The sequence below is a fragment of the Cryptosporangium arvum DSM 44712 genome (assembly GCF_000585375.1).
Taxonomy (GTDB): Bacteria; Actinomycetota; Actinomycetes; order Mycobacteriales; family Cryptosporangiaceae; genus Cryptosporangium; species Cryptosporangium arvum.
On sequence record NZ_KK073874.1, the window covers coordinates 7,235,965 to 7,255,279 of the forward strand.

The following is a 19,315-nucleotide window of genomic DNA, read 5'->3' on the forward strand; positions in this document are numbered from 1 at the left end:
CACGATCGGCCGTCGCCGAGCCGGGCCCCGGGTCTAGACGGACGCGGCGGCCAGCACGGCCTTTCCGATCTCCTCGGTCGGCAGCTCGCTGCCGTTGAGGTAGAACGCGTCGACGACCGCGGAGCCGAACGTGCTGACCCTGGCCCCCCGGACCGACGCGCCCGAGTCCTCGAGCGCCGCGGTCACGTCGTGCAGCAGGCCCCGCCGGTCCTCGGCCCGCAACTCGAGCACGGTCGCGTCGGTCGAGGCGTCCGGCAGCCAGCTGACCTGCGGCGGCGCCGGGTCCCGGCCCTCGCGGGCCTCGGCCTCCCGCTTGGCAAGCGCACCGGACACGTCGTAGTCGCCGGCGACGGCCCGGCGCAGGTCGGCGGTGAGCAGCGCCGGGTCGGGCAGTCGGCCGAACCTCGGCGCGGCCCGCACCACGACGACCGGGTGACCGTCGAACGTGCCCACGTCGGCGGCGTAGACGTCGAGCCGGTGCAGTGCGCAGATGCCGGCCGTGCGGCTGATCAGGTTCCGCACGTCGGCACCGCCGACGACCGCGACCTCGTCCCCGTGGACGCTCACCGTGCACCCGGTCGGGTCCGGCAGCGGCGAGGTGGCCGCGAACACCTCCGCCGGACGCGGACGCGCCACCGGCGCCGCCCCCTGCCCGAGCAGGACGTGCACGCGCTTCACCAGGTCGTTGACCAGTCCGGCCTTCCAGCTGCTCCAGGCGGCCGGACCGGTCGCCGAGGCGTCCGACTCGGTCAGCGCGTGCAGCACGTCGAGCAGGACGCCGTCGTGCCCGACCGCGTCGGCCACCACCTCGAGCGTGGCCGGGTCGTCCAGGTCCCGCCGGGTCGCGGTGTCGGGGAGCAGCAGGTGGTAGCGCACCAGCCGGACCAGCCGGTCGCTGTCCTCCGCCGACAGCCCGAGCCGGACCGCGATGCCGCCGGCGATCCCGGCCCCGACCTCGGAGTGATCGCCCGGCAGCCCCTTGCCGATGTCGTGCAGGAGCGCGCCGATCAGCAGCAGGTCCGGACGCGCGACTCGGCGCGCCAGCGGGGCGGCCGCGACGGCGGCGGCCACCAGGTGCCGGTCGACGGTGTAGCGGTGCAGTGCGTTGCGCTGCGGCAGCGAGCGGACCCGTCCCCACTCGGGCAGCCACTTCTCGACCAGCCCGTGCCGGTCGCACGCCTCCCAGACGTTGATCGCCGGCTCGCCGGCGCCCAGCAACGCGACGAGCGCCTGCAGCGCGGTCTCGGGCCACACGTCGGGCAACGGTGGCGCCGCGGACGCGAGCCGTTCCAGCGCCGACCGGGCCGGCGGGATGTTCGCGACCGCCGACGCCGCCGCGAACCGCAGCGGCAGCACGGCGTCGAGCGCCGGGTCGACGCCTCGGGCCAGCACGACCTCGCCGTTCTGCTCGACCACGCCGTCGGCCAGCGGACGCCGGTTGACCGTGTTGCGACGCCGGATCGGCCACCGCCGCCGCTTGCTCAGCAGCCCGTCGACCTGACGCCAGGCCGTGTCACTGGCGTAGGCGACGGTGCGCGCCGCGTCCGCGACGGCGTGCAGCAGCGCGTCGGCATCGGAGTAGTTCAGGGCCGCGGCGACCGCGTCCTGCTCGGCCAGCAGCAGCCGGTCGAGCGCGCGGTCGGCCGAGCGGTGCAGCGCGTCCCGGGTGTCCAGCAGCAGCCGGTAGGCGTCGCGCACGCTGCCCCGGGGTGCGTCGACGAGCTGGGCGTAGGCCAGCGCACGGAGCGTCACCGCGTCCCGGATGCCGCCGCGGGCTTCCTTCAGATCGGGTTCGAGGAGGAACGCGAGCTCGCCGGCCGTGTGCCAGCGGGCCTCGGTGAGGTCGCGCAGTTCGCCCAGCCAGCCGGCCGGGCTGGCCCGCCAGGCGGCGCGCACCGTGGCCGCGAGCTCGTCGGCCAGCGCACGGTCCCCCGCCACGTACCTGGCATCGAGCAGGCCCAGCGCCGCTTTGACGTCGGTGCGGGCCACCGAGACCGCCTCGTCGACGGTGCGTACGGCGTGGTCGAGACCGACCGGCGAATCCCAGATCGGGTACCAGACCGACTCCGCGATCTCGGCGATCCGCGGGTGTCCGGTGTGGAGAAGGACGAGGTCGACGTCGCTGTGCGCGACGACCTCGCGGCGGCCCAGGCTGCCGACGGCGACCAGGGCCACACCCGCGACCGGCGGCAGCAAGCCGGCCAGCCAGCGGTCGAGCGTATCGGGGAGCTGGGTTCGGGACGGTGGCCCGGCGGGCCCCCACGGAGCCGGACGGCCGGCCGGGTCGTGCGACCCGGCCGGACCGTTCAGATTCCCAGCGTGCCGGTCAGAGGGCATCGAGTCCGCGCTCGCCGGTACGGACCCGGATCACCTCGTCGACCGAGGTGACCCACACTTTGCCGTCACCGATCTTGCCGGTGCGGGCGGCCGCGACCAGCGAGTCGACGACCTTGGCCGCGTCGATGTCGTCGACGAGCACCTCGATGCGAACCTTCGGCACGAAGTCGACCTGGTATTCGGCGCCACGGTAGACCTCGGTGTGGCCCTTCTGCCGCCCGTATCCCTGAACTTCGGAGACCGTGAGGCCGGCGATGCCGAGCGCGGAGAGGGCGCCCTTGACGTCCTCCAGCTTGAACGGCTTGATGACTGCGGTGACCAGCTTGGCCATCGGGCTCTACTCCTTACCGGCCGGGGCCGCTTCGCGGACGCTCTGGTCGTTGATACCAGCCGGAGCCGGACCACCGACGATGCCCGAGCGGATGCTGCTCCCCGAGACGAAGTCGTACGCGGACTCGGCGTGGACGGCCGTGTCGATGCCCGTGATCTCCGCTTCCTCATCCACCCGGAAGCCCATCGTCTTGTTGATGATGAAGCCGATGATGTACGTGAGGATGAAGGAGTAGGCCAGCACCGCGAAGGAGGCGACGAACTGCTTACCCAGCAGTCCGAGGCCGCCGCCGTAGAACAGGCCGTTGGTGTCGGCAACGACCGTGTCGGTGGCGAGCAGACCGATCAGCAGCGAGCCGGCCAGACCGCCGACCAGGTGCACGCCGACGACGTCGAGCGAGTCGTCGAAGCCGAGGCGGTACTTGAGACCGACCGCGAGGGCACAGACCGCACCGGCCAGCAGGCCGACGATCAGCGCGCCGAGCGGGTTGACCGAGCCACAGGCGGGGGTGATCGCGACCAGACCGGCGACCGCGCCCGACGCCGCACCCAGCGTGGTGGCGTGCTTGTCGCGGACCTTCTCGACGATCAGCCAGGACAGCACCGCGGCGGCGGTGGCGACCTGCGTGTTGATGAACGCGATGCCCGCGGTGTTGCTGGCGGCGACGGCCGAACCGGCGTTGAAGCCGAACCAGCCGAACCACAGCAGACCCGCACCGAGCAGCACCAGCGGGAGGTTGTGGGGCTTGAAGCTCTCCCGCGGCCAGCCCTTGCGCTTGCCGAGCACCAGCGCGAGCGCCAGGCCGGCGGCACCGGCGTTGATGTGGACCGCGGTTCCACCGGCGAAGTCCAGCGCGCCGAGCTGGTTGGCGATCCAGCCACCCTTCGTGGTGTCGCTGTCGAACGCGAACACCCAGTGGGCGACCGGGAAGTACACGAGCGTGGCCCACACGCCGGCGAACACCATCCAGGCACCGAACTTGGCCCGGTCAGCGATGGCGCCCGAGATCAGCGCGACCGTGATCACGGCGAACATCAGCTGGAAGGAGGCGAACACGGTCTCCGGCAGGGTGCCGGACACTCCGGTAAGCGTGCCCTTCAGGCCGATCTTGCCCAGGCCGCCGACCAGGCCGCCGAAGGCGTCGTCGTCGAACGCGAGGGAGTACCCGTAGAGCATCCACAGGACCGAGACGAGCCCGAGCGCACCGAAGCTCATCATCATCATGTTGAGCACGCTCTTCGCGCGGGTCATCCCGCCGTAGAAGAGCGCAAGACCCGGCGTCATGAGCAGGACGAGGGCGCTGCTGGCGAGGATCCAGGCGGTATCGCCGGAGTTGATTTCCATGCCCCTCCTTCCGAGGAACAAAGATGTGGGGGGTCGCGGCGCGGCGGGAGGGCCGGGTAACCCTTCGCCGTGCGTCCGGGTCAGCGTGCTGCGATGAAGTTTCGACGGCCGTTCAGACGAGTTTCTGGCTCGTGACGCTGTGTTTCTCCGCAGTTAACTCTTCCCCACACCGATTTCACGCCGCGGCACGCTGACCTGCAGAAATCCGTACCATCCCGGGCATGACGCCCACTGTTCCCAGGTAGAGGTCACCTCCATGAGCCAGTCGGCGTCAGCCCGCTCCCACCCACCGATCGTCCTCGTCGGGTCCGACGCTCTGGCCGCTCGCCTGGTCGAGGAACTGGCCAAGCTGGAGGACGTCGACACCGGGAGCGTGTCCAGGCGCACCCGCCGTCCGCCGGGGAACCCGTCCTCCTGGGTGACGGTCGTCGTCGGAGACCTGGACGGCCCGTTCGTGTCGCACCTGCGGCGCTCCGGCGCCACGATCCGCACCGGCTCCGGGCGCGACAAGACGGTGCTCGAGGCGGCCGGGGTCGCCACCGCGTCCGCGCTCGCGCTGCTCACCGACGACGACGTCGCGAACCTGCACGCCGCGCTGGCCGCCCGTGAGCTGCAGCCCGGGATCCGGCTGGTGATCCGGATGTTCGACGAGAAGCTCGCCGCCCGCGTCGAGGAGCTGTTCGGCCGCGACTGCACGGTGCTCTCCTCGTCGCTGATCGCCGCGCCGTCCTTCGTGGACGCCGCGCTCGGCGACGGCCAGCAGCTGATCGAGATCGGCGGCCGGACGCTCAACGCCGGCCCGCCGTCGACGATCGCCGACCACCCGGTCGTCGTCCTCGCCCGGACCGACGCGCGGACGCCCGACGGCACCGTGCTGCTGCCCGCCCGCGGCGCGCCCGACGCGGAGCTGGTGCTCGGCGAACCGGCGGTGCCGGTCCCCACCCCGGGGCGTCGCCGGCGGCGGATGCGCTGGCCCGGAGGGTTCACCCGGTGGGCCAGCGCGCGCCTGCGCTGGACGCTCGCCGGCCTGTCGGCGCTGGTCGCGGCCGGCTCGATCGTGCTGCGTCAGGACCTCGGGCTGAGCTGGCTGGACTCGTTCTACGGCATGGTGTCGACGCTGACCACCGGTGCGCCGGACGGCATCGAGCGAGCCGGCACCGCGGTGACGCTGTTCGTGGCCGGCTCGATGCTGGCCGGCGTCGTGCTGATCGCGCTGATCACCGCGTTCGCCGTCGACGACCTGCTCGGCAGCCGGCTCTCCGGCGTGCTCGGCCCGTCGGTGGGACGCACGTCGGACCACGTCGTGGTGTGCGGGCTCGGCACGGTCGGCCTGCGCATGGTGGAGCAGCTGCGTGCGGCCGACATCCCCGTCGTCGGCATCGACACCGATCCGGACGCCACGGTGGCCGCGGTCGCCCGCCGGCTGGGCGTCCCCGTGCTGCGCGGCGACGCCAGCGACGAACACACCCTGCGCGCCGCCCGCGCGCACCGGGCCCGCAGCGTCGTGGCCGCGACCGACGACGACGTGGCCAACGTGGAGGTGGGGCTCGCGGTCTGGGCGATGGACCAGAACCTGCGCATCGTCCTGCGACTGTTCGATCAGGACCTGTCCGACCGCATCACCGGCGCGCTGCCGCAGGCGGTCTCGCTGTCGGTCTCGGCGGCGGCCGCGCCGGTGTTCCTCGCCGCGATCCTCGGCCGCGAGGTGAAGGCCGCGATCGGGCACGGCCGCAACGTGCTGCTGGTCGCCGAGGTACCGGTCGGGTCCGGCAGCCCGGCCGAGGAGAAGCCGCTCGGCGAATTGGAGCAGGCCGGCCGGGTGCGGGTGTTCGGGCACGTCCGGGACCGCGCGGGCCGGCGGATCCGCACGTGGAACCCGGACCTGGACGCGGCCGTGCGGGCCGGCGACACGCTCCTGCTCGTCGCGACGCGCTCCGGCCTCGCCGACGTCCTGCTGCGCACCGGCGCCACCAGCGACGTACCCGAGGACCGGCCGGGCGTCTCGGTGGCCCGCGGCGCGCCGGCCCGGCGCCGGTTCGGACCGGTTTCGGCCCGTCTCGCCGGGCGCTGGGAGTCCGGGCGCCGGCGCTTCCCCCGGGATTGACCCGGCACCGTTGTCGTTCCGGCGACACCGAGGGGCGGATTGCCGGTGGGGCCTGCGATTCTCGGTTCAAGACGGACGAGGAGGTGCCCGATGCGCGTTATCGCTGCCCCTGGTGACACTTGGGGCATTCCTGGCCCGACGTTCCTGATCGGATACGTCGTGCTGGCCGGTGTGGTGATCTGGCTGACGATCCTGCTGCGCCGCGGTGTGGCGCGCGGTCCGGCCACCGAGAACCTGCTGCCGCAGTCGGACCCGTTCGCGCTGGCGTTGCTCGCCGGCGGCCCGCTGCTCGTCGTGCAGTCCGCGATCGCCGGGCTGCGGTCGCGGCACCTGGTCACCGCGGCATCCGGCGGCGGGGTCAAGGCCAACGGGGCCACGGCCAAAGGCCTGCACCCGGTGGAGAACGCGGTGTTCCGCACCATCACCGGTCGCAAACGCCACGTGTACCAGATCGCCGCCGACCGCCGGGTGAAGGCCACGATCGTCGACGTGCGCAAAGGCCTCCAGCGCGACGGGCTGATGCTCGACGACGTCCAGCGCACGCTCTACCGCCTGCTGGGGCTGCTCCCGGTCACGGTGATCGCTCTCGGGGCGGCGCGGTGGTGGACCGGCGTCACGAACAACCGGCCGGTCGGGTACCTCACGTTCCTGTTGATCGCGCTCGTCGTCGTCCAGATCGTGTTCGCGGTCCGGAGCGCGCCGAAGCAGTCCGGCGCCGGCAAGCGCGCTCTCCAGCAGGAGATCACGCGCAACGACCACCTCAAGCCCGAGTACAGCCCGTCCTGGGGTGCCTACGGCGCGGGTGGTGCGGCGATGGGCGTCGCGCTGTTCGGGGTGGCGTCGCTCTACGCCGCCGACCCGGCGTTCGCCGCCGAGGCCGAGCTGCGCCGCCAGGCCGCCGCGTCCTCCGGCAGCGGCGGCAGCGACAGCTCGTCGTCGTCGTGCAGCAGTTCGTCCTCGTGCAGCAGTTCGTCCTCGTGCAGCAGCGGGTCGAGCTGCGGCGGCGGTGGCGGGTGCGGCGGATGACGCCGCGCGTCGCCGGGTTGCCCGACCTCGGGGTGGGGGTCGGGTGGCGGCCGGAGATCGCCGGGGTGGTCGCGGAGATTCCGGGGCTGCGGTTCTGCGAGGTCGTCGCCGAAGGCATCCACACCCACGTGCCGCTGTCCGGCCCGCTGGCCACGCTGCGCGAACGCGGGGTGACGCTGGTTCCGCACGGGGTGCGGCTCTCGCTCGGGGGCGCCGAGCCGGTGGAGGCCGCGCGGGTGGCGCACCTCGCCGCGTGCGCCGAGCTGCTCGAGGCGCCGCTGGTCAGCGAGCACATCGCGTTCGTCCGGGCCGGTGACGTGGAGGCCGGGCACCTGTTGCCGGTGCCCCGCACCCGCGCGGCGGTGGACGCGCTGGCCGCGAACTACCGGCGCACGGTCGACGGGCTCGGCGGTGTGCCGCTGGCGCTGGAGCCGATCGCGGCGCTGTTCGACTGGCCCGACGACGAGTACGACGAGGCCGACTTCCTCACCGCCGTACTCGACCGCACCGGCGCGCTGCTGCTGCTCGACGTCGCGAACGTGTACGCGAACGCCCGGAACCGGGGCCAGGACCCGATCGCGCTGCTCGACCGGTTGCCGCTGGAGCGGGTCGCGTACGTGCACGTCGCGGGCGGGCGGGAGCACGAAGGGCTGTACCACGACACCCACACCGACGCGGTGCCGCCGCCGGTGCTCGAGTTGGTGACGGCGCTGGCGGAGCGGGCTCGGCCGGCCGGGTGGCTGTTGGAGCGCGACGGCGAGTATCCACCGGGCGAGGTCCTGCGGCGGGAGTTGGGGTTGATCGGGGCCGCGGTGGAGGCCGGTGTGGGCGCGGCTGGGGTTCGATGACCGAGGGGTGTCCGGCGGGTTCGGGTTCGGCGGGGTCGGGTGAGGTTACGGGCGCCGGGCCTTCGGGGGGCGGGGTTGTGCGCGCCGAAGATGCGGGGGTTGGTGACATGGCGACGGACGAGAGGTCTGGAGGGGTCGCGGAGTTGGCGGCTCGGCAGGCGGCTCTGGTCGCCGCCCTGGTGGCGGGCGGGACGTTGCCGCCCGGGTTCGACGCCGGGCGGGTGGATGCGGCTCGGCGGGCTCTGTTGCGTAAGCGGGCGGGTGAGGTCGCCAAGGCGTGGCCGCTGCTGGCGGGCTCACTGGGCGCGGCGTTCACACCGCGATTCGTGGATTGGGCCACCGGCCGCCCTCCTGCGGGCTCGCGTGCGGACGGCCTCGCCTTTGCCCGGTACCTCCACGGCCGCGGTGAGCTCCCGCCACTCGGGGCCCAGGAGTTGGCCACCCACGAACCACCCGCCAAACGCCGCTGGTTCCAGCGCCGCTGAGTCCGGCAGCGCGAACCACCACCCCGGCGCCGCTTGGCCCGGCCCCCGGTCCAGCGCTGGTTCCGGCGCCAGTGAGCTCGACAAAACCCTCCGCTCAGCGCCACGCGTTCCGGCGCTGGCCGACCCGACCACCCCACCCGCCGAGCGGCCATGCCGCGCATCCCGCCGGGCGCTGCTGACCTCGGCGCACTCGAGCGACTCACGAATCAGCGGATCAACGCCGCCGGTACCAAACCTCGCACCAACCACCGGTCGAGCGCCGCCGGATCCCGCGCCACTGATCCGGCCACCAACCGAGCTGCGCCGGCCCGCGGCCACCGAGACCGCCCGCCACTAACTCCGGCGCGGCCCAGCACCACAAGACCACCCCGTCGAGCGCTACTAGCTCTCACCGCGCTGAGCGCCCTGAGATCACCGGCTCCGTGTCACGAGGTTCGGCGCCGCGAAGCCGACACCGACCACCCGCCGGGCACCCGCTCATCCCAGCGCCACGGAACAGGCACCAAAGGCACCGGACCCACTGAACCACCGGCCGAGCGCCACCAGAGCCCCGCGCGGCACCGCAGAGCGCGGCACCGCAGAGCACGGCACCGCAGAGCGCGAAACCCGAAAAGATCAGCGCAAAGCGTGTTCCAGCAAGTGGCGTTCGTGATCGATCAGACGCAGATCTCGGACCGGACGCTTCAAATGGCCCTTCTGCACTATTCGCACGAACGCCGGTTCGCCGGCCTCGGCCATGCGGCGGATGCCCTCGATGTGATCGACGATTCGGGTGCGGATCGTGCGCACCAGGCGGGCCCGGTCCCGGGGGGTGAGGCCGTACGCGTCGGCGAACAGGCGCAGCCGCCGGGGGCGGTCGGGGTGGCGCCAGCCGAGGGTGCGGGAGTCCCGGTCGGAGAAGAGCGGCACCCACGTCCAGGCGGAGTAGGCCACGTCGTAGATGCGCGCGCCGGGTGAGGACAGGTCGAAGTCGATCATCGCGAGCGTGCCGTCGGGCCGCCAGACGACGTTGTGCGGCGCGGCGTCGTGGTGGCAGATGACCTCGGTGTCGGGCGGTGGCGGGCCGAACGACCGCCAGCGGGTGCCGGGCGGTGGCACGAACCCCGCCTGGGCGTCGTGGAACAGCCGCAGCATCGTTGCCACGGTGACCAGCGCCTCGTCAGTAGTCCAGTGGGGCTTGAGGGGGTATTCGCCGGTTTCGCCGTCGAGGTACGAGAGGACCTCGCGGCCCTTCTCGTCGATCCCGAACGCACGGGGCGCACCAGTGAACCCCACCGCCTCGAGGTGACGCAGCAGCGCGTGCACGGCGGGCGTCCACGGCCCGGCCGTCCGGCGGACGGTGTCACCGACCCGCACGACCGTGCTGACGCTGCCGCCCTCGAGCGGGATCTCCTGTTGGGTCACGCCGCCTCGCCGAGTAGCGCGTCGACGAACGCCGCCGGCTCGAACGGAGCCAGGTCGTCCGGGCCTTCACCGAGGCCGATGAGCTTCACCGGGATACCGAGTTCACGCTGGACGGCGATGACGATGCCACCCTTGGCGGTGCCGTCGAGCTTGGTGAGCACCACCCCGGTGACGTCGACGACCTCGGTGAACACCCGGGCCTGTATCAGACCGTTCTGACCGGTCGTGGCGTCGAGGACGAGCAGGGTCTCGTCGACCGGCCCGTTCTTCTCGATCACCCGCTTGACCTTGCCGAGCTCATCCATGAGACCCACCTTGTTCTGCAACCGGCCAGCGGTGTCTACCAGCACGGTATCGACCTTCGCCGCAATTCCCTGCCGAACGGCATCGAACGCCACCGAAGCGGGGTCGGCTCCTTCCGGCCCCCGCACGGTTTCCGCGCCGACTCGTTCGCCCCAGGTCTGCAGCTGGTCGGCCGCGGCGGCGCGGAACGTGTCGGCCGCGCCGAGCAGCACCGTGCGGCCGTCGGCGACCAGGACGCGAGCGACCTTTCCGCAGGTCGTGGTCTTACCGACGCCGTTGACGCCGACCATCATGACCACCGCGGGGCGGTCCTCGTGCGGCAGCGTGCGCAGCGACCGGTCGGCGTCGGCGCCGATCGCCGTCACCAGCTCCTCGGCGAGCAGTTTCCGCAGCTCGTCCGGGGTGCGCGTGCCCTGCACCCGGGTACGTTCGCGCAGCCGCTCGACGATCTCGGTGGTGGCAGCCACCCCGACGTCGGCGGTGATCAGCGCGTCCTCGATCTCTTCCCAGTCGTCGTCGTCGAGGTGGTCGCGGGAGAGCAACGCGAGCAGACCGCGCCCGAGGGCGTTCGAGCGGGCCAGGCGCCCACGCAGGCGCACCAGCCGGCCGGCGGTCGGCTCGGGCACGTCGAGGGCCGGTGCCTCCGGCGGCGCGACGACCGGTGCGTCCTCGACCGGGGGTGGCGGGGCCAGCGTGTCGGTGTCTCCCCGCGCCTCGTCGGCCACCTCACCGGCGACCTGGCCCGGGGTGACCGGCGGCAGATCGATCCGGCCACGGCGGCGGGGAACGAGCAATCCGACGCCCGCGCCGATGAGCACGACGAGCAGGATCGCTCCGAGGATCAGGTACTCCATGACACGAATCCTGTCAGACCCGTGCTTCCCGCGGCATCGTGGCTCCACAGCTGGGTCGTGTCCGGCCCCGGCGGGCACGGCCTCGGTACGCGTGCGGACGTTCGAGATGATGGACTAGGGGGAAATGCCAGAGCCTGCACGCTGCACCGACGACAGGATTGACGCACATGGCTGAGCTCGTACTGGGCCCCGTCCTCCGGCACGTCACCGAAACGAGCGTGACCGTGTGGGTGGAGACCGACGCGGCCTGCGAGGTGGACGTCCTGGGCCGCACGACCCGGACGTTCAGCGTCCACGGACACCACTACGCCCTCGTGGTGGTCGACGGACTGGAGCCGGGCTCGCAGCAGCAGTACGAGGTCAGACTCGACGACACGCCGGTGTGGCCGGAGGAGGAGTCGGTCTACCCGCCCTCCCTGCTGCGGACGCTGGCGCCCGACCGCCCGCAGCGGCTGATCTTCGGCTCCTGCCGGCACGCGACGCCGAGCGCGCTCGAGCAGCTCGGGTACGAGCCCGACGCGCTCGACACCTACGCGCAGCGGATGGCCACCGAGGAACCGTCCCGCTGGCCCGACGCGGTGCTGCTGCTCGGCGACCAGGTCTACGCGGACCACACGTCCCCCAAGACGCAGGAATTCATCCGCGACCGGCGTCCGATCGACGTTCCCCCGTTCCTCGAGGTGGCCGACTTCGAGGAGTACACGGTGCTCTACCACGAGTCGTGGACCGACCCCGACATCCGCTGGCTGCTGGCCAACGTGCCCAGCGCGATGATCTTCGACGACCACGACGTGCGCGACGACTGGAACACCTCGTACGAGTGGCGGCGCGACATCGAGCAGACGTCGTGGTGGCGTTCACGCATCATCGGCGGGCTCACCAGTTACTGGGTCTACCAGCATTTAGGGAACCTCGCGCCGGACGATCTGGCGACCGACTCGATGTGGCTGGCCGTCCGCGCGGCCGGCGACGCCGGGGTGGACGCGGGGCCGCTGCTGGAACGGCTGGCCGCGACGTCGGACGCCGAGGTCGACGGCGATCAGGACGCCGCGGGCATGCGCTGGAGCTACAAGATCGACTACGGGCGCACCCGGGTGCTCGTCGTCGACACGCGCTGCGGGCGGATCCTCACCGAGACCGAGCGGACGATGATCAGCGACGCCGAGTTCGACTGGCTCGCCGAACAGCTCGACGGTGACTACGACCACCTGCTCATCGCGTCGTCGTTGCCGTGGTTGTTGCCGTGGGCGATCCACCACGTGGAGAACTGGAACGAGGCGTTGTGCGCGGGGTCGCGCGGGCCGCGGCTGGCGAAGTTCGGTGAGCTGGTGCGGCGGGCCGCCGACCTGGAGCACTGGGCGGCGTTCCGCGACTCGTTCGAGCGGCTCGGGAAGCTGCTGGCGTCGGTGTCGCGGGGCGAGCGGGGGCCGAAGCCCGCGAGCATCAGCGTGCTCTCCGGGGACGTGCACCACGCCTACGTCGCGAAGGCGTCGTTCGACCCGCCGGGGTCGGTGCCGGTGTACCAGCTCGTGGTGTCGCCGGTGCACCAGACGGTGCCGGGCGCGATCAAGGTCGGGTTCACCGTGGGGTGGAGCCGGACGGCGGCGGCGATCGCGCGGCCGCTGGCGCGGTGGGCGAAGGTGCCGAAGTCGCCGGTGCGGTGGGAGCGGCTCGCCGGGCCGTTCTACGGCAACGAGCTCGGCACGCTCGTGATCGACGGTCGGGTGGCCCGGTTCAGCCTCGAACGGGCGCTCCGGACGCCGGGCAGCGCACCCCGCCTGGCCACCGTCAACCAGACCCCGCTCTCCTGGCGCGACGACGCCACCGCGGAGCCGGTGGCTCCCTTCCCGGCCCGAGCGCAGCTGAGCTAACACTTCGGGCGTCCGTGACGAGAATGACCCCGCCGCACGGCGGGGTCATTCTGGGTTCACCGACGAACCGAGGAGGAAGTCATGAGCTACGGCACCGAAACCTACGAGGAGTCCGGCTCGGCCGGCACCGACTACTACTGCTACGAGAACGGCTACTACTACCGCGCCTCGCGCTAGGCGATCGCGTTGTCTTTGAGCCGCTGGCTGATCACCTGGGTGATGCCGTCACCACGCATGCTGACGCCGTAGAGCGCGTCCGCGATCTCCATCGTGCGCTTCTGGTGCGTGATGATGATCAGCTGGCTGGACTCCTGCAGTTGCTCCAGCAACGTGATCAGACGGCCGAGGTTGGTGTCGTCGAGCGCGGCCTCGACCTCGTCCATGACGTAGAACGGCGACGGCCGTGCCCGGAAGATCGCGACGAGCAGCGCCACCGCGGTCAGCGAGCGCTCCCCGCCGGAGAGCAGCGACAGCCGCTTGACCTTCTTGCCCGGTGGTCGCGCCTCCACCTCGACGCCGGTCGTCAGCAGGTCGTCGGGGTCGGTGAGGAAGATCCGCCCCTCCCCACCGGGGAACAGCGTGCGGAACACGACCTCGAACTCGCGCTGGGTGTCCTCGAAGGCGCTCTTGAACACCTCGTGGATCCGGTCGTCGACCTCCTTCACCACGGTCAGCAGGTCGCGCCGGGTGTCCTTGAGGTCCTCCAGCTGCGTCGAGAGGAACTTGAACCGCTCCTCCAGCGCCGCGAACTCCTCCAGCGCCAGCGGGTTGACCTTGCCGAGCAGCTGCAGGTCCCGTTCGGCCTTCGCGGCCCGCTTCTCCTGCGTCGGCCGGTGGTAGGGCAGCGCCGCCGGGGGCGGCTCGCCGTTCTTCTCGGCCTCGGCGATCTCGGCCTGCGTCGGCGGCACCGGCATCTGCGGCCCGTACTCCCCGGCCAGCGTCTCGACGTCGATCGCGAAGTCGTCGGCCGCCTTGGTCTCCAGCTGTTCGATCCGCATCCGCTGTTCGGCCCGGGCGACCTCGTCGCGGTGCATGGCGTCGGTGAGCCGGTCCATCTCGCCGGCCAGCTCACGCACCCGGGCCCGGACGCCGGTCAGCTCGGCCTCCCGCGCGACGCGCGCCTCGGCCACCGCGTCGCGCTCGTCGGCCGCGGCCACCAGGGAGGTCTCGATGCGGGTCAGCGCGGTCCGGGCGCCCTGGGAGACGGCGCGTGCCACCGCGGCGCCCCGGGCCCTGGCCACGCGCGCGGCTTTCGCCCTGGCCTGCGCGGCCCGCTCCGACGCGGCCGCCCGTTCCAGCGACTCGGCCCGGCCGGCCAGCGAGCGCACCCGCTCCTCGGCGGTGCGGACCGCGAGCCGCACCTCCATCTCGTTCTGCCGGGCCTGGCTCGCGAGCGCGTTCAGCTCGTCGCGTTCGTCGGTGGACGGCTCGTCGTCGAGCGGGGTCTCCTCCGCGGCGACGAGACGCTCCTCGAGCGCGGCCAGGCCCTCCAGGTCCTTGTCGCGGGCCTCCTCGGCACGCTGGCGGCCCTGGGCGAGCCGATCGGCCTCACCGCGGGCCGAGCGGGCCGCCGCGGACAGCTCGGCGATCCGCCGGGCGGCCTGGTGCCGGGCGCCCTCGGCTTCCTTCTGGGCCGCGGCGACGACACGGACCGTCTCCTTGCGGGTGTCGACCTCGGCGCGGGCGGCCTCGAGCTGCGCGCGGAGCCGTTCGCCGCGGCGCTCGGCCTCGGCGCGGTGGTCGCGGGCGTCGTCGACGGCGGCCTGGATCTCCAGCGTGCTCTGGGCCTTGGCGGCGCCACCGGCGGCCTCGGTGGCCCCGATGACGTCACCGTCGGACGTGATCGCCCGGATGCTCGGTTCGCGGGTCACGAGCGTGCGCGCGGCCTCGACCGACGGCACGAACGCGACGTGGTGCAGCGCGCGCCGCACCGCCGGGCGCAGGTCGTCGCCGACCTTCACCAGGTCGATCGCCCAACGCGCCCCGTCCGGCAGGACCGGCCAGGGGCCGTCGGAGCCGTCCGGGCCGTCGGCGACGAAGAGCGTGGCGCGGCCCGCGTCGGCCGAGCGGAGCCAGCCGATCGCGTCGGCCGCACTGCCCACCGAGGCCACCGCGACCGCGTCGGCGAGCCCGCCGAGCGCCGCGGCCAGCGCCGCCTCGTGACCGGCCTCGACCGAGAGCAGCCCCGCGACGCTGCCGAGCAGCCCCGGCACCTGGTCGCCCGCGGCCAGCAGTGCACCGGCACCGTCCTTACGCGACAGGCCGAGGGCCAGCGCCTCCTGGCGCGCCTTCCACTCCGAAGCCTCACGCTCGGCGACCCGCTCGGACTGCGTCAGCTCGCGCACCCGCGCCTCGGCCGCCTCGAGTTCCTCGCGGGCGGCGGCGTGCCGGGCGAACAGGTCGGTGTCGCCCTCGTCGAGGCCCTCGGCGGCCTCCTGGGCGACGTCGAGCTCGCTCTGCGCCTCGTCGGCACGGCCGCGGGCCTCGCCGAGCGACGCGGACAGGCGGGCGATCTCGTCCTCGGCAGCGGTAGCGCGCGTACGCAGCGCGTTGACCTGGCCGGTGAGCCGGGCCAGGCCCTCGCGGCGGTCGGCGACGGCCTTCATCGCGGCGACGTGGGCGCGCTCGGCGTCGTAGGCGCGGCGCTCGTACTCGGTGCGCGCCTCGGTGGCCTCGGCCAGCCGGTCCTGGTCGGCTTCGAGCGCTTCGGTGAGCGCCTCGTGCTGCTCGCGGACGACGGCGGCCTCACGTTCGAGGGCTTCCGGGTCGCGGCTGGGGCGGCTGTCCTCGGTCTCCGCCGAGAGGTAGCGCAGCCGCTCGTCGGCGAGCTGCGCCAGACCGCGGAGGCGTTCCTGCAGCGCGGACAGGCGGTACCAGGTGTCCTGGGCCCGGGCCAGCACCGGGGCGTCGGCCGCCATCTCGGTGTCGAGCTGGGCCTCGCGGGCCCGGGACGCTTCGAGGTCGGTGTCGACCTGAGCGCGGCGGGTCCGTACCGCGGCCTCGTCGGCGACGTCCTGCTCGAGCGCGGTGCGCAGCGTGACCAGGTCGTCGGCGAGCAGGCGCAGCCGGGAGTCGCGGAGCGCGGACTGCACGCCGGCCGCGCGGCGGGCCACCTCGGCCTGCCGGCCCAGCGGCTTGAGCTGGCGGCGCAGTTCAGCGGTGAGGTCGGTGAGACGCGTGAGGTTCGCTTGCATGGCGTCGAGCTTGCGCAGCGCCTTTTCTTTGCGCTTGCGGTGCTTCAGGACGCCCGCGGCTTCCTCGATGAACCCGCGGCGATCTTCCGGGCGCGACTGCAGGACGCTGTCGAGCTGACCCTGACCGACGATGACGTGCATCTCGCGCCCGATACCGGAGTCCGAGAGGAGTTCCTGGATATCGAGAAGACGGCACGGGTCACCGTTGATCTCGTACTCGGAATCACCGGTACGAAACAACCGCCGAGTGATCGACACCTCGGCGTACTCGATCGGCAACGCACCATCGTGGTTGTCGATCGTCAACGTCACTTCCGCGCGACCGAGCGGCGCACGCCCCGCGGTTCCGGCGAAGATGACGTCTTCCATCTTGCCGCCACGCAGCGCCTTGGCACCCTGCTCCCCGAGCACCCACGAAATGCCGTCGACGACGTTCGACTTACCCGATCCGTTGGGCCCCACCACGCAGGTGATGCCCGGTTCGAACCGCAGTGTTGTCGACGACGCGAAGGACTTGAAGCCCCTCAGCGTGAGGCTCTTCAGATGCACGGGACTCTGCCTGGGTGGGGGAAGGTGTCTTCAGACCATACCTTCCCCACCAGCGGCGATCTGCGCAGACGGGGCCGTGTCGAGGCGGGGCCGGTGCGGCGGACCCAGCCTGCGGACCCGGGTGTCTCAGACGGGCTGGTGCTCCAGCTCAGCCACCCGGCTCAGCTCCGAATCGCGGTCGGAAAGTTCGGCGACGAGCCGGTCGTTCTCGGCGCGGAGTCGAGCGACCTCGAACTCCAGCGTCCGTACCGTCCCGCGCAGCCGTACTACCTCGTCGCGCAGTCGACCGTCAGCAACGTTGCCGACGTGGCCGAAGAGGGCCTTCGCCATTGGTGTCTCCTCGTATGGGCGTTCGAACGCCGTGTTTATGGTGACCCGCAGACGCGCGAAACACCGACCCTCGGCGCGATGCCGACCCCGACCTTCAGGCAGGGCATCGCAGGGCCGGTGCGTGTAGGGCGGCCGTTAACCCCTGGTCACGCAGTCCACTGAAATGGTCCGCATAACAGCTTACGGGGTCAGGCGTCCAAGGTCACGCCAGGCGTAGGGATGGGCTCCGCCACATTCGCCCGTACCCTCGTCAGCGCTCGGAAAAACCCGTCAGTCCACCCTTTGCCGGACCGAATCGCTCGGCGACGTGATCGACCCGTCCGGGCGTGCCGCCTCCACGGAGCAGGTCGAGGAGCGCCTCGCACTCCGCCCTGGCGCCCTCGGCGACCACTTCCACGCGTCCGTCGGCCGTGTTCCGGGCCCAGCCGACCAGGCCGCGCTCCAGCGCCCGGCTCCGCGTCCACCACCGGAATCCGACGCCCTGGACCCGTCCACGAACCCACGCGGTCAGTCGAACCGGATCCGGCGGCGGTGCGTCTAGGGGTTGACGAGTCTCCGAAGGGGTCACTTGACGAGGTACGCCATCCTCGGAGAGTTCACCCTGGTTCACGGCTGCCAACTGTAACCGTGCATTAAACCGACCTTGTGGTTGCGACGTGGGCCTGGTGTGCCGGTCTCACGCATTCCTAATGTTGCGGCCGATGGAGCACCAACGGAGCAGTTACCGACCCCGCCACCGGCAGGCCGACAAAGTCGGCCCGGCCCCGTGGCGATCCGCCGGGGGACGCGGCCGAACGCGTCAACGAGCCGGATTCAGCACCCGCAGCGTTCTGACCCTCGTGGTGCTCGCGTCGGTAGCCGTCGGGGCGTGGCTGCCCTTCTATCTGGGGAGCGCGGGCGCCGACACGCTCGAGACCGCCGGCGGCGCACCGGTGTCCGTCGACACGACGGAGACCGAGCCGGTCGAGGCGGCGAGCACCGAGGCGGACTCGTCGAACGGTCAGGCCGCGAGCCGGTCGAAGCGTCCCGCCGCGGCCGCGCCGAGCGCCGCCTCCAAGGCACCGACGGCGTCACCCGCCGAGTCGGACGCGTCGCCGAGCGGCGAGGCCTCCGACCCGGCCGAGTCCGCGGGCACCGACGAGGAGACCGCGTCGACGCTCTCGGCCCCGAACCAGACCGAAGAGGTCGTCGCGCTCGTCAACACCGCCCGCGCCCAGGCCGGGTGCGACCCCGTGCACGCCGACGGGAAGCTGACCACGGCTGCGCTGCTGCACAGCCAGGACATGATCGCCCGCGGCTACTTCTCCCACAACACGCCGGACGGCGCTTCGCCGTGGGACCGGGCCAAGGAAGCCGGCTACGAGGTTCCGACCGGCGAGAACATCGCGCAGGGCCAGAAGACGGCCGACGCGGTGATGGACGCCTGGATGAACAGCGAAGGCCACCGGGCGAACATCCTGAACTGCTCGTCCAAAGCGATCGGCATCGGCATGGCCGTCGACTCCGGCGGCACCATCTACTGGACTCAGATGTTCGGCGCCGAGTAGTCGGCGAGGCGCGTGACGTTGAGGGCGGCCACCGCGTACGCGGCGCGGCGGTCGGCTCGGCCGGCTCGCCCCAGTTCCTCCAGCGCGGTGCGGCTGACCGGTCCCAACGCGAGCAGCGCCAGCGCGGCGGCGTCGGCAACCACGAGGGTCGGGTCGCCCAGCAGCAGGACCAGCGTCGGCACCGCCTTGGCCGAGCCCAGCTCCCCCAGCGCCGTCGTCGCCACCGCTCGCAGCGCGCTCGGCTGACCCCACCCGGCCGCGGCCACCAGCGGCCCCACCGCGGCCGGATGGCCCAGCAGCCCCAGCGTCCTCGCGGCACGCACCCGCACCTCGACCCGTTGGTCAGCGGCGAGCACGCGGATCAGCCGCCGGATTCCCTCGTCGCGCACCGCGGGTCAGGCCCGGGCCCGGCTGAGCATCGCGGTCACCCGGCTCTGCAACTCGCGTGGGCTGAACGGCTTCACGACGTAGTCGTCGGCGCCGACGTCGAACCCGGCCTCGACATCGGACTCCTGGCCCCGGGCGGTGAGCAGGAGGACCGGGATCGCGCTCGTCACCGGTTCCGCCCGGAGCTCACGGCAGACGTCCAACCCGGACATCCCCGGCATCGCCACGTCGAGCACGACGAGGTCGGGCACCGCGCGCCGCGCCTCGGTGAGCGCCGTCGCGCCGTCGGTCACCGTGATCAGCTCGTGCCCGGCCGCGCTCAGCTTGAAGGCGACCAGGTCGAGGATGTCACGGTCGTCGTCCGCGACCAGGATCGTGCTCATGGGGGCATAGTCGCATAC

At 72.4% G+C, this 19,315-nt stretch carries 16 protein-coding genes; 6 read left to right on the forward strand and 10 right to left on the reverse strand.

The annotated features are described in order from the left end of the window. Positions 1-33: 33 nt before the first annotated feature. From CRYAR_RS33080 to CRYAR_RS33090, 3 genes are read right to left on the reverse strand one after another with little or no spacing between them, the layout of a single operon-like run. Positions 34-2,337: a [protein-PII] uridylyltransferase gene (locus CRYAR_RS33080; protein ID WP_051571266.1), complete on the reverse strand. Its 2,304-nt coding sequence runs from the start codon at positions 2,335-2,337 to the stop codon at positions 34-36. Next, complete coding sequence (locus tag CRYAR_RS33085; protein ID WP_035857129.1) at positions 2,327-2,668, reverse strand: P-II family nitrogen regulator; 342 nt, start codon at positions 2,666-2,668, stop codon at positions 2,327-2,329. The genes CRYAR_RS33080 and CRYAR_RS33085 overlap by 11 nt, the downstream gene beginning before the upstream one ends. A 6-nt stretch (positions 2,669-2,674) precedes the next feature. Further along, positions 2,675-4,012, reverse strand: coding sequence for an ammonium transporter (locus CRYAR_RS33090; protein WP_035857130.1), 1,338 nt, complete (start codon positions 4,010-4,012; stop codon positions 2,675-2,677). Between the two features lie 256 nt (positions 4,013-4,268). Here CRYAR_RS33090 and CRYAR_RS33095 point away from each other — a divergent pair, with 256 nt between their 5' ends. The 4 genes from CRYAR_RS33095 to CRYAR_RS33110 all read left to right on the forward strand — a co-directional run bounded on the left by CRYAR_RS33095 (position 4,269) and on the right by CRYAR_RS33110 (position 8,475). Continuing rightward, positions 4,269-6,116 carry an NAD-binding protein gene (locus CRYAR_RS33095; protein ID WP_051571267.1) on the forward strand — a complete coding sequence of 616 codons (1,848 nt, stop codon included), beginning with the start codon at positions 4,269-4,271 and terminating at the stop codon, positions 6,114-6,116. A gap of 90 nt (positions 6,117-6,206) precedes the next feature. After that, complete coding sequence (locus CRYAR_RS33100; RefSeq protein ID WP_035857131.1) at positions 6,207-7,142, forward strand: TIGR04222 domain-containing membrane protein; 936 nt, start codon at positions 6,207-6,209, stop codon at positions 7,140-7,142. Next, positions 7,139-7,990, forward strand: coding sequence for a multinuclear nonheme iron-dependent oxidase (locus CRYAR_RS33105; protein ID WP_035868682.1), 852 nt, complete (start codon positions 7,139-7,141; stop codon positions 7,988-7,990). The genes CRYAR_RS33100 and CRYAR_RS33105 overlap by 4 nt, the downstream gene beginning before the upstream one ends. A 107-nt stretch (positions 7,991-8,097) precedes the next feature. Beyond that, on the forward strand, positions 8,098-8,475 hold the full coding sequence (locus CRYAR_RS33110; RefSeq protein ID WP_051571269.1) for an SCO6045 C-terminal-like domain-containing protein: 378 nt from the start codon (positions 8,098-8,100) through the stop codon (positions 8,473-8,475). A gap of 615 nt (positions 8,476-9,090) precedes the next feature. On the opposite strand, the gene CRYAR_RS33115 is transcribed toward CRYAR_RS33110, so the two are convergent. Both CRYAR_RS33115 and ftsY read right to left on the reverse strand, forming a co-directional pair. Beyond that, positions 9,091-9,879 (reverse strand): phosphotransferase, encoded by a 789-nt coding sequence (locus tag CRYAR_RS33115; protein ID WP_035857132.1) that lies wholly within the window; start codon positions 9,877-9,879, stop codon positions 9,091-9,093. Further along, a complete protein-coding gene (gene ftsY, locus CRYAR_RS33120) occupies positions 9,876-11,036 on the reverse strand; it encodes a signal recognition particle-docking protein FtsY (RefSeq protein ID WP_035857133.1) in 1,161 nt (386 codons plus the stop codon). Before ftsY ends, CRYAR_RS33115 begins: the two co-directional genes overlap by 4 nt. Positions 11,037-11,203: 167 nt before the next feature. On the opposite strand from ftsY, the gene CRYAR_RS33125 reads away from it, so the two are divergent. Beyond that, on the forward strand, positions 11,204-12,907 hold the full coding sequence (locus tag CRYAR_RS33125) for an alkaline phosphatase D family protein (RefSeq protein ID WP_063725802.1): 1,704 nt from the start codon (positions 11,204-11,206) through the stop codon (positions 12,905-12,907). A 173-nt stretch (positions 12,908-13,080) separates the two neighbouring features. On the opposite strand, the gene smc is transcribed toward CRYAR_RS33125, so the two are convergent. The 3 genes from smc to CRYAR_RS51020 all read right to left on the reverse strand — a co-directional run bounded on the left by smc (position 13,081) and on the right by CRYAR_RS51020 (position 17,548). After that, positions 13,081-16,650: a chromosome segregation protein SMC gene (gene smc, locus CRYAR_RS33130; protein WP_035857134.1), complete on the reverse strand. Its 3,570-nt coding sequence runs from the start codon at positions 16,648-16,650 to the stop codon at positions 13,081-13,083. Positions 16,651-16,776: 126 nt separating this feature from the next. Beyond that, entirely contained in the window at positions 16,777-16,980 is a 204-nt protein-coding gene (locus CRYAR_RS33135) for a hypothetical protein (RefSeq protein WP_035857136.1), read from the reverse strand. A 250-nt stretch (positions 16,981-17,230) separates the two neighbouring features. Continuing rightward, positions 17,231-17,548: an acylphosphatase gene (locus CRYAR_RS51020; RefSeq protein WP_084701270.1), complete on the reverse strand. Its 318-nt coding sequence runs from the start codon at positions 17,546-17,548 to the stop codon at positions 17,231-17,233. Positions 17,549-17,822: 274 nt separating this feature from the next. On the opposite strand from CRYAR_RS51020, the gene CRYAR_RS33145 reads away from it, so the two are divergent. After that, positions 17,823-18,527 carry a CAP domain-containing protein gene (locus CRYAR_RS33145; RefSeq protein WP_169745116.1) on the forward strand — a complete coding sequence of 235 codons (705 nt, stop codon included), beginning with the start codon at positions 17,823-17,825 and terminating at the stop codon, positions 18,525-18,527. On the opposite strand, the gene CRYAR_RS33150 is transcribed toward CRYAR_RS33145, so the two are convergent. After that, on the reverse strand, positions 18,506-18,916 hold the full coding sequence (locus tag CRYAR_RS33150; protein WP_035857139.1) for a HEAT repeat domain-containing protein: 411 nt from the start codon (positions 18,914-18,916) through the stop codon (positions 18,506-18,508). The two genes, CRYAR_RS33145 and CRYAR_RS33150, sit on opposite strands and share 22 nt — an antisense overlap. 6 nt (positions 18,917-18,922) lie before the next feature. Further along, positions 18,923-19,297, reverse strand: a complete 375-nt coding sequence (locus tag CRYAR_RS33155) for a response regulator transcription factor (RefSeq protein ID WP_035857140.1) — start codon at positions 19,295-19,297, stop codon at positions 18,923-18,925. Positions 19,298-19,315: the final 18 nt, after the last annotated feature.

Bases quoted from the DNA above. Each gene is read 5' to 3' on its own strand.
- CRYAR_RS33080 (WP_051571266.1), bottom strand. From the start codon at position 2,337: ATGCCCTCTGACCGGCACGCTGGGAATCTGAACGGTCCGGCCGGGTCG.
- CRYAR_RS33085 (WP_035857129.1), bottom strand. From the start codon at position 2,668: ATGGCCAAGCTGGTCACCGCAGTCATCAAGCCGTTCAAGCTGGAGGAC.
- CRYAR_RS33090 (WP_035857130.1), bottom strand. From the start codon at position 4,012: ATGGAAATCAACTCCGGCGATACCGCCTGGATCCTCGCCAGCAGCGCC.
- CRYAR_RS33095 (WP_051571267.1), top strand. From the start codon at position 4,269: ATGAGCCAGTCGGCGTCAGCCCGCTCCCACCCACCGATCGTCCTCGTC.
- CRYAR_RS33100 (WP_035857131.1), top strand. From the start codon at position 6,207: ATGCGCGTTATCGCTGCCCCTGGTGACACTTGGGGCATTCCTGGCCCG.
- CRYAR_RS33105 (WP_035868682.1), top strand. From the start codon at position 7,139: ATGACGCCGCGCGTCGCCGGGTTGCCCGACCTCGGGGTGGGGGTCGGG.
- CRYAR_RS33110 (WP_051571269.1), top strand. From the start codon at position 8,098: ATGGCGACGGACGAGAGGTCTGGAGGGGTCGCGGAGTTGGCGGCTCGG.
- ftsY (WP_035857133.1), bottom strand. From the start codon at position 11,036: ATGGAGTACCTGATCCTCGGAGCGATCCTGCTCGTCGTGCTCATCGGC.
- CRYAR_RS33125 (WP_063725802.1), top strand. From the start codon at position 11,204: ATGGCTGAGCTCGTACTGGGCCCCGTCCTCCGGCACGTCACCGAAACG.
- CRYAR_RS33135 (WP_035857136.1), bottom strand. From the start codon at position 16,980: ATGGCGAAGGCCCTCTTCGGCCACGTCGGCAACGTTGCTGACGGTCGA.
- CRYAR_RS33155 (WP_035857140.1), bottom strand. From the start codon at position 19,297: ATGAGCACGATCCTGGTCGCGGACGACGACCGTGACATCCTCGACCTG.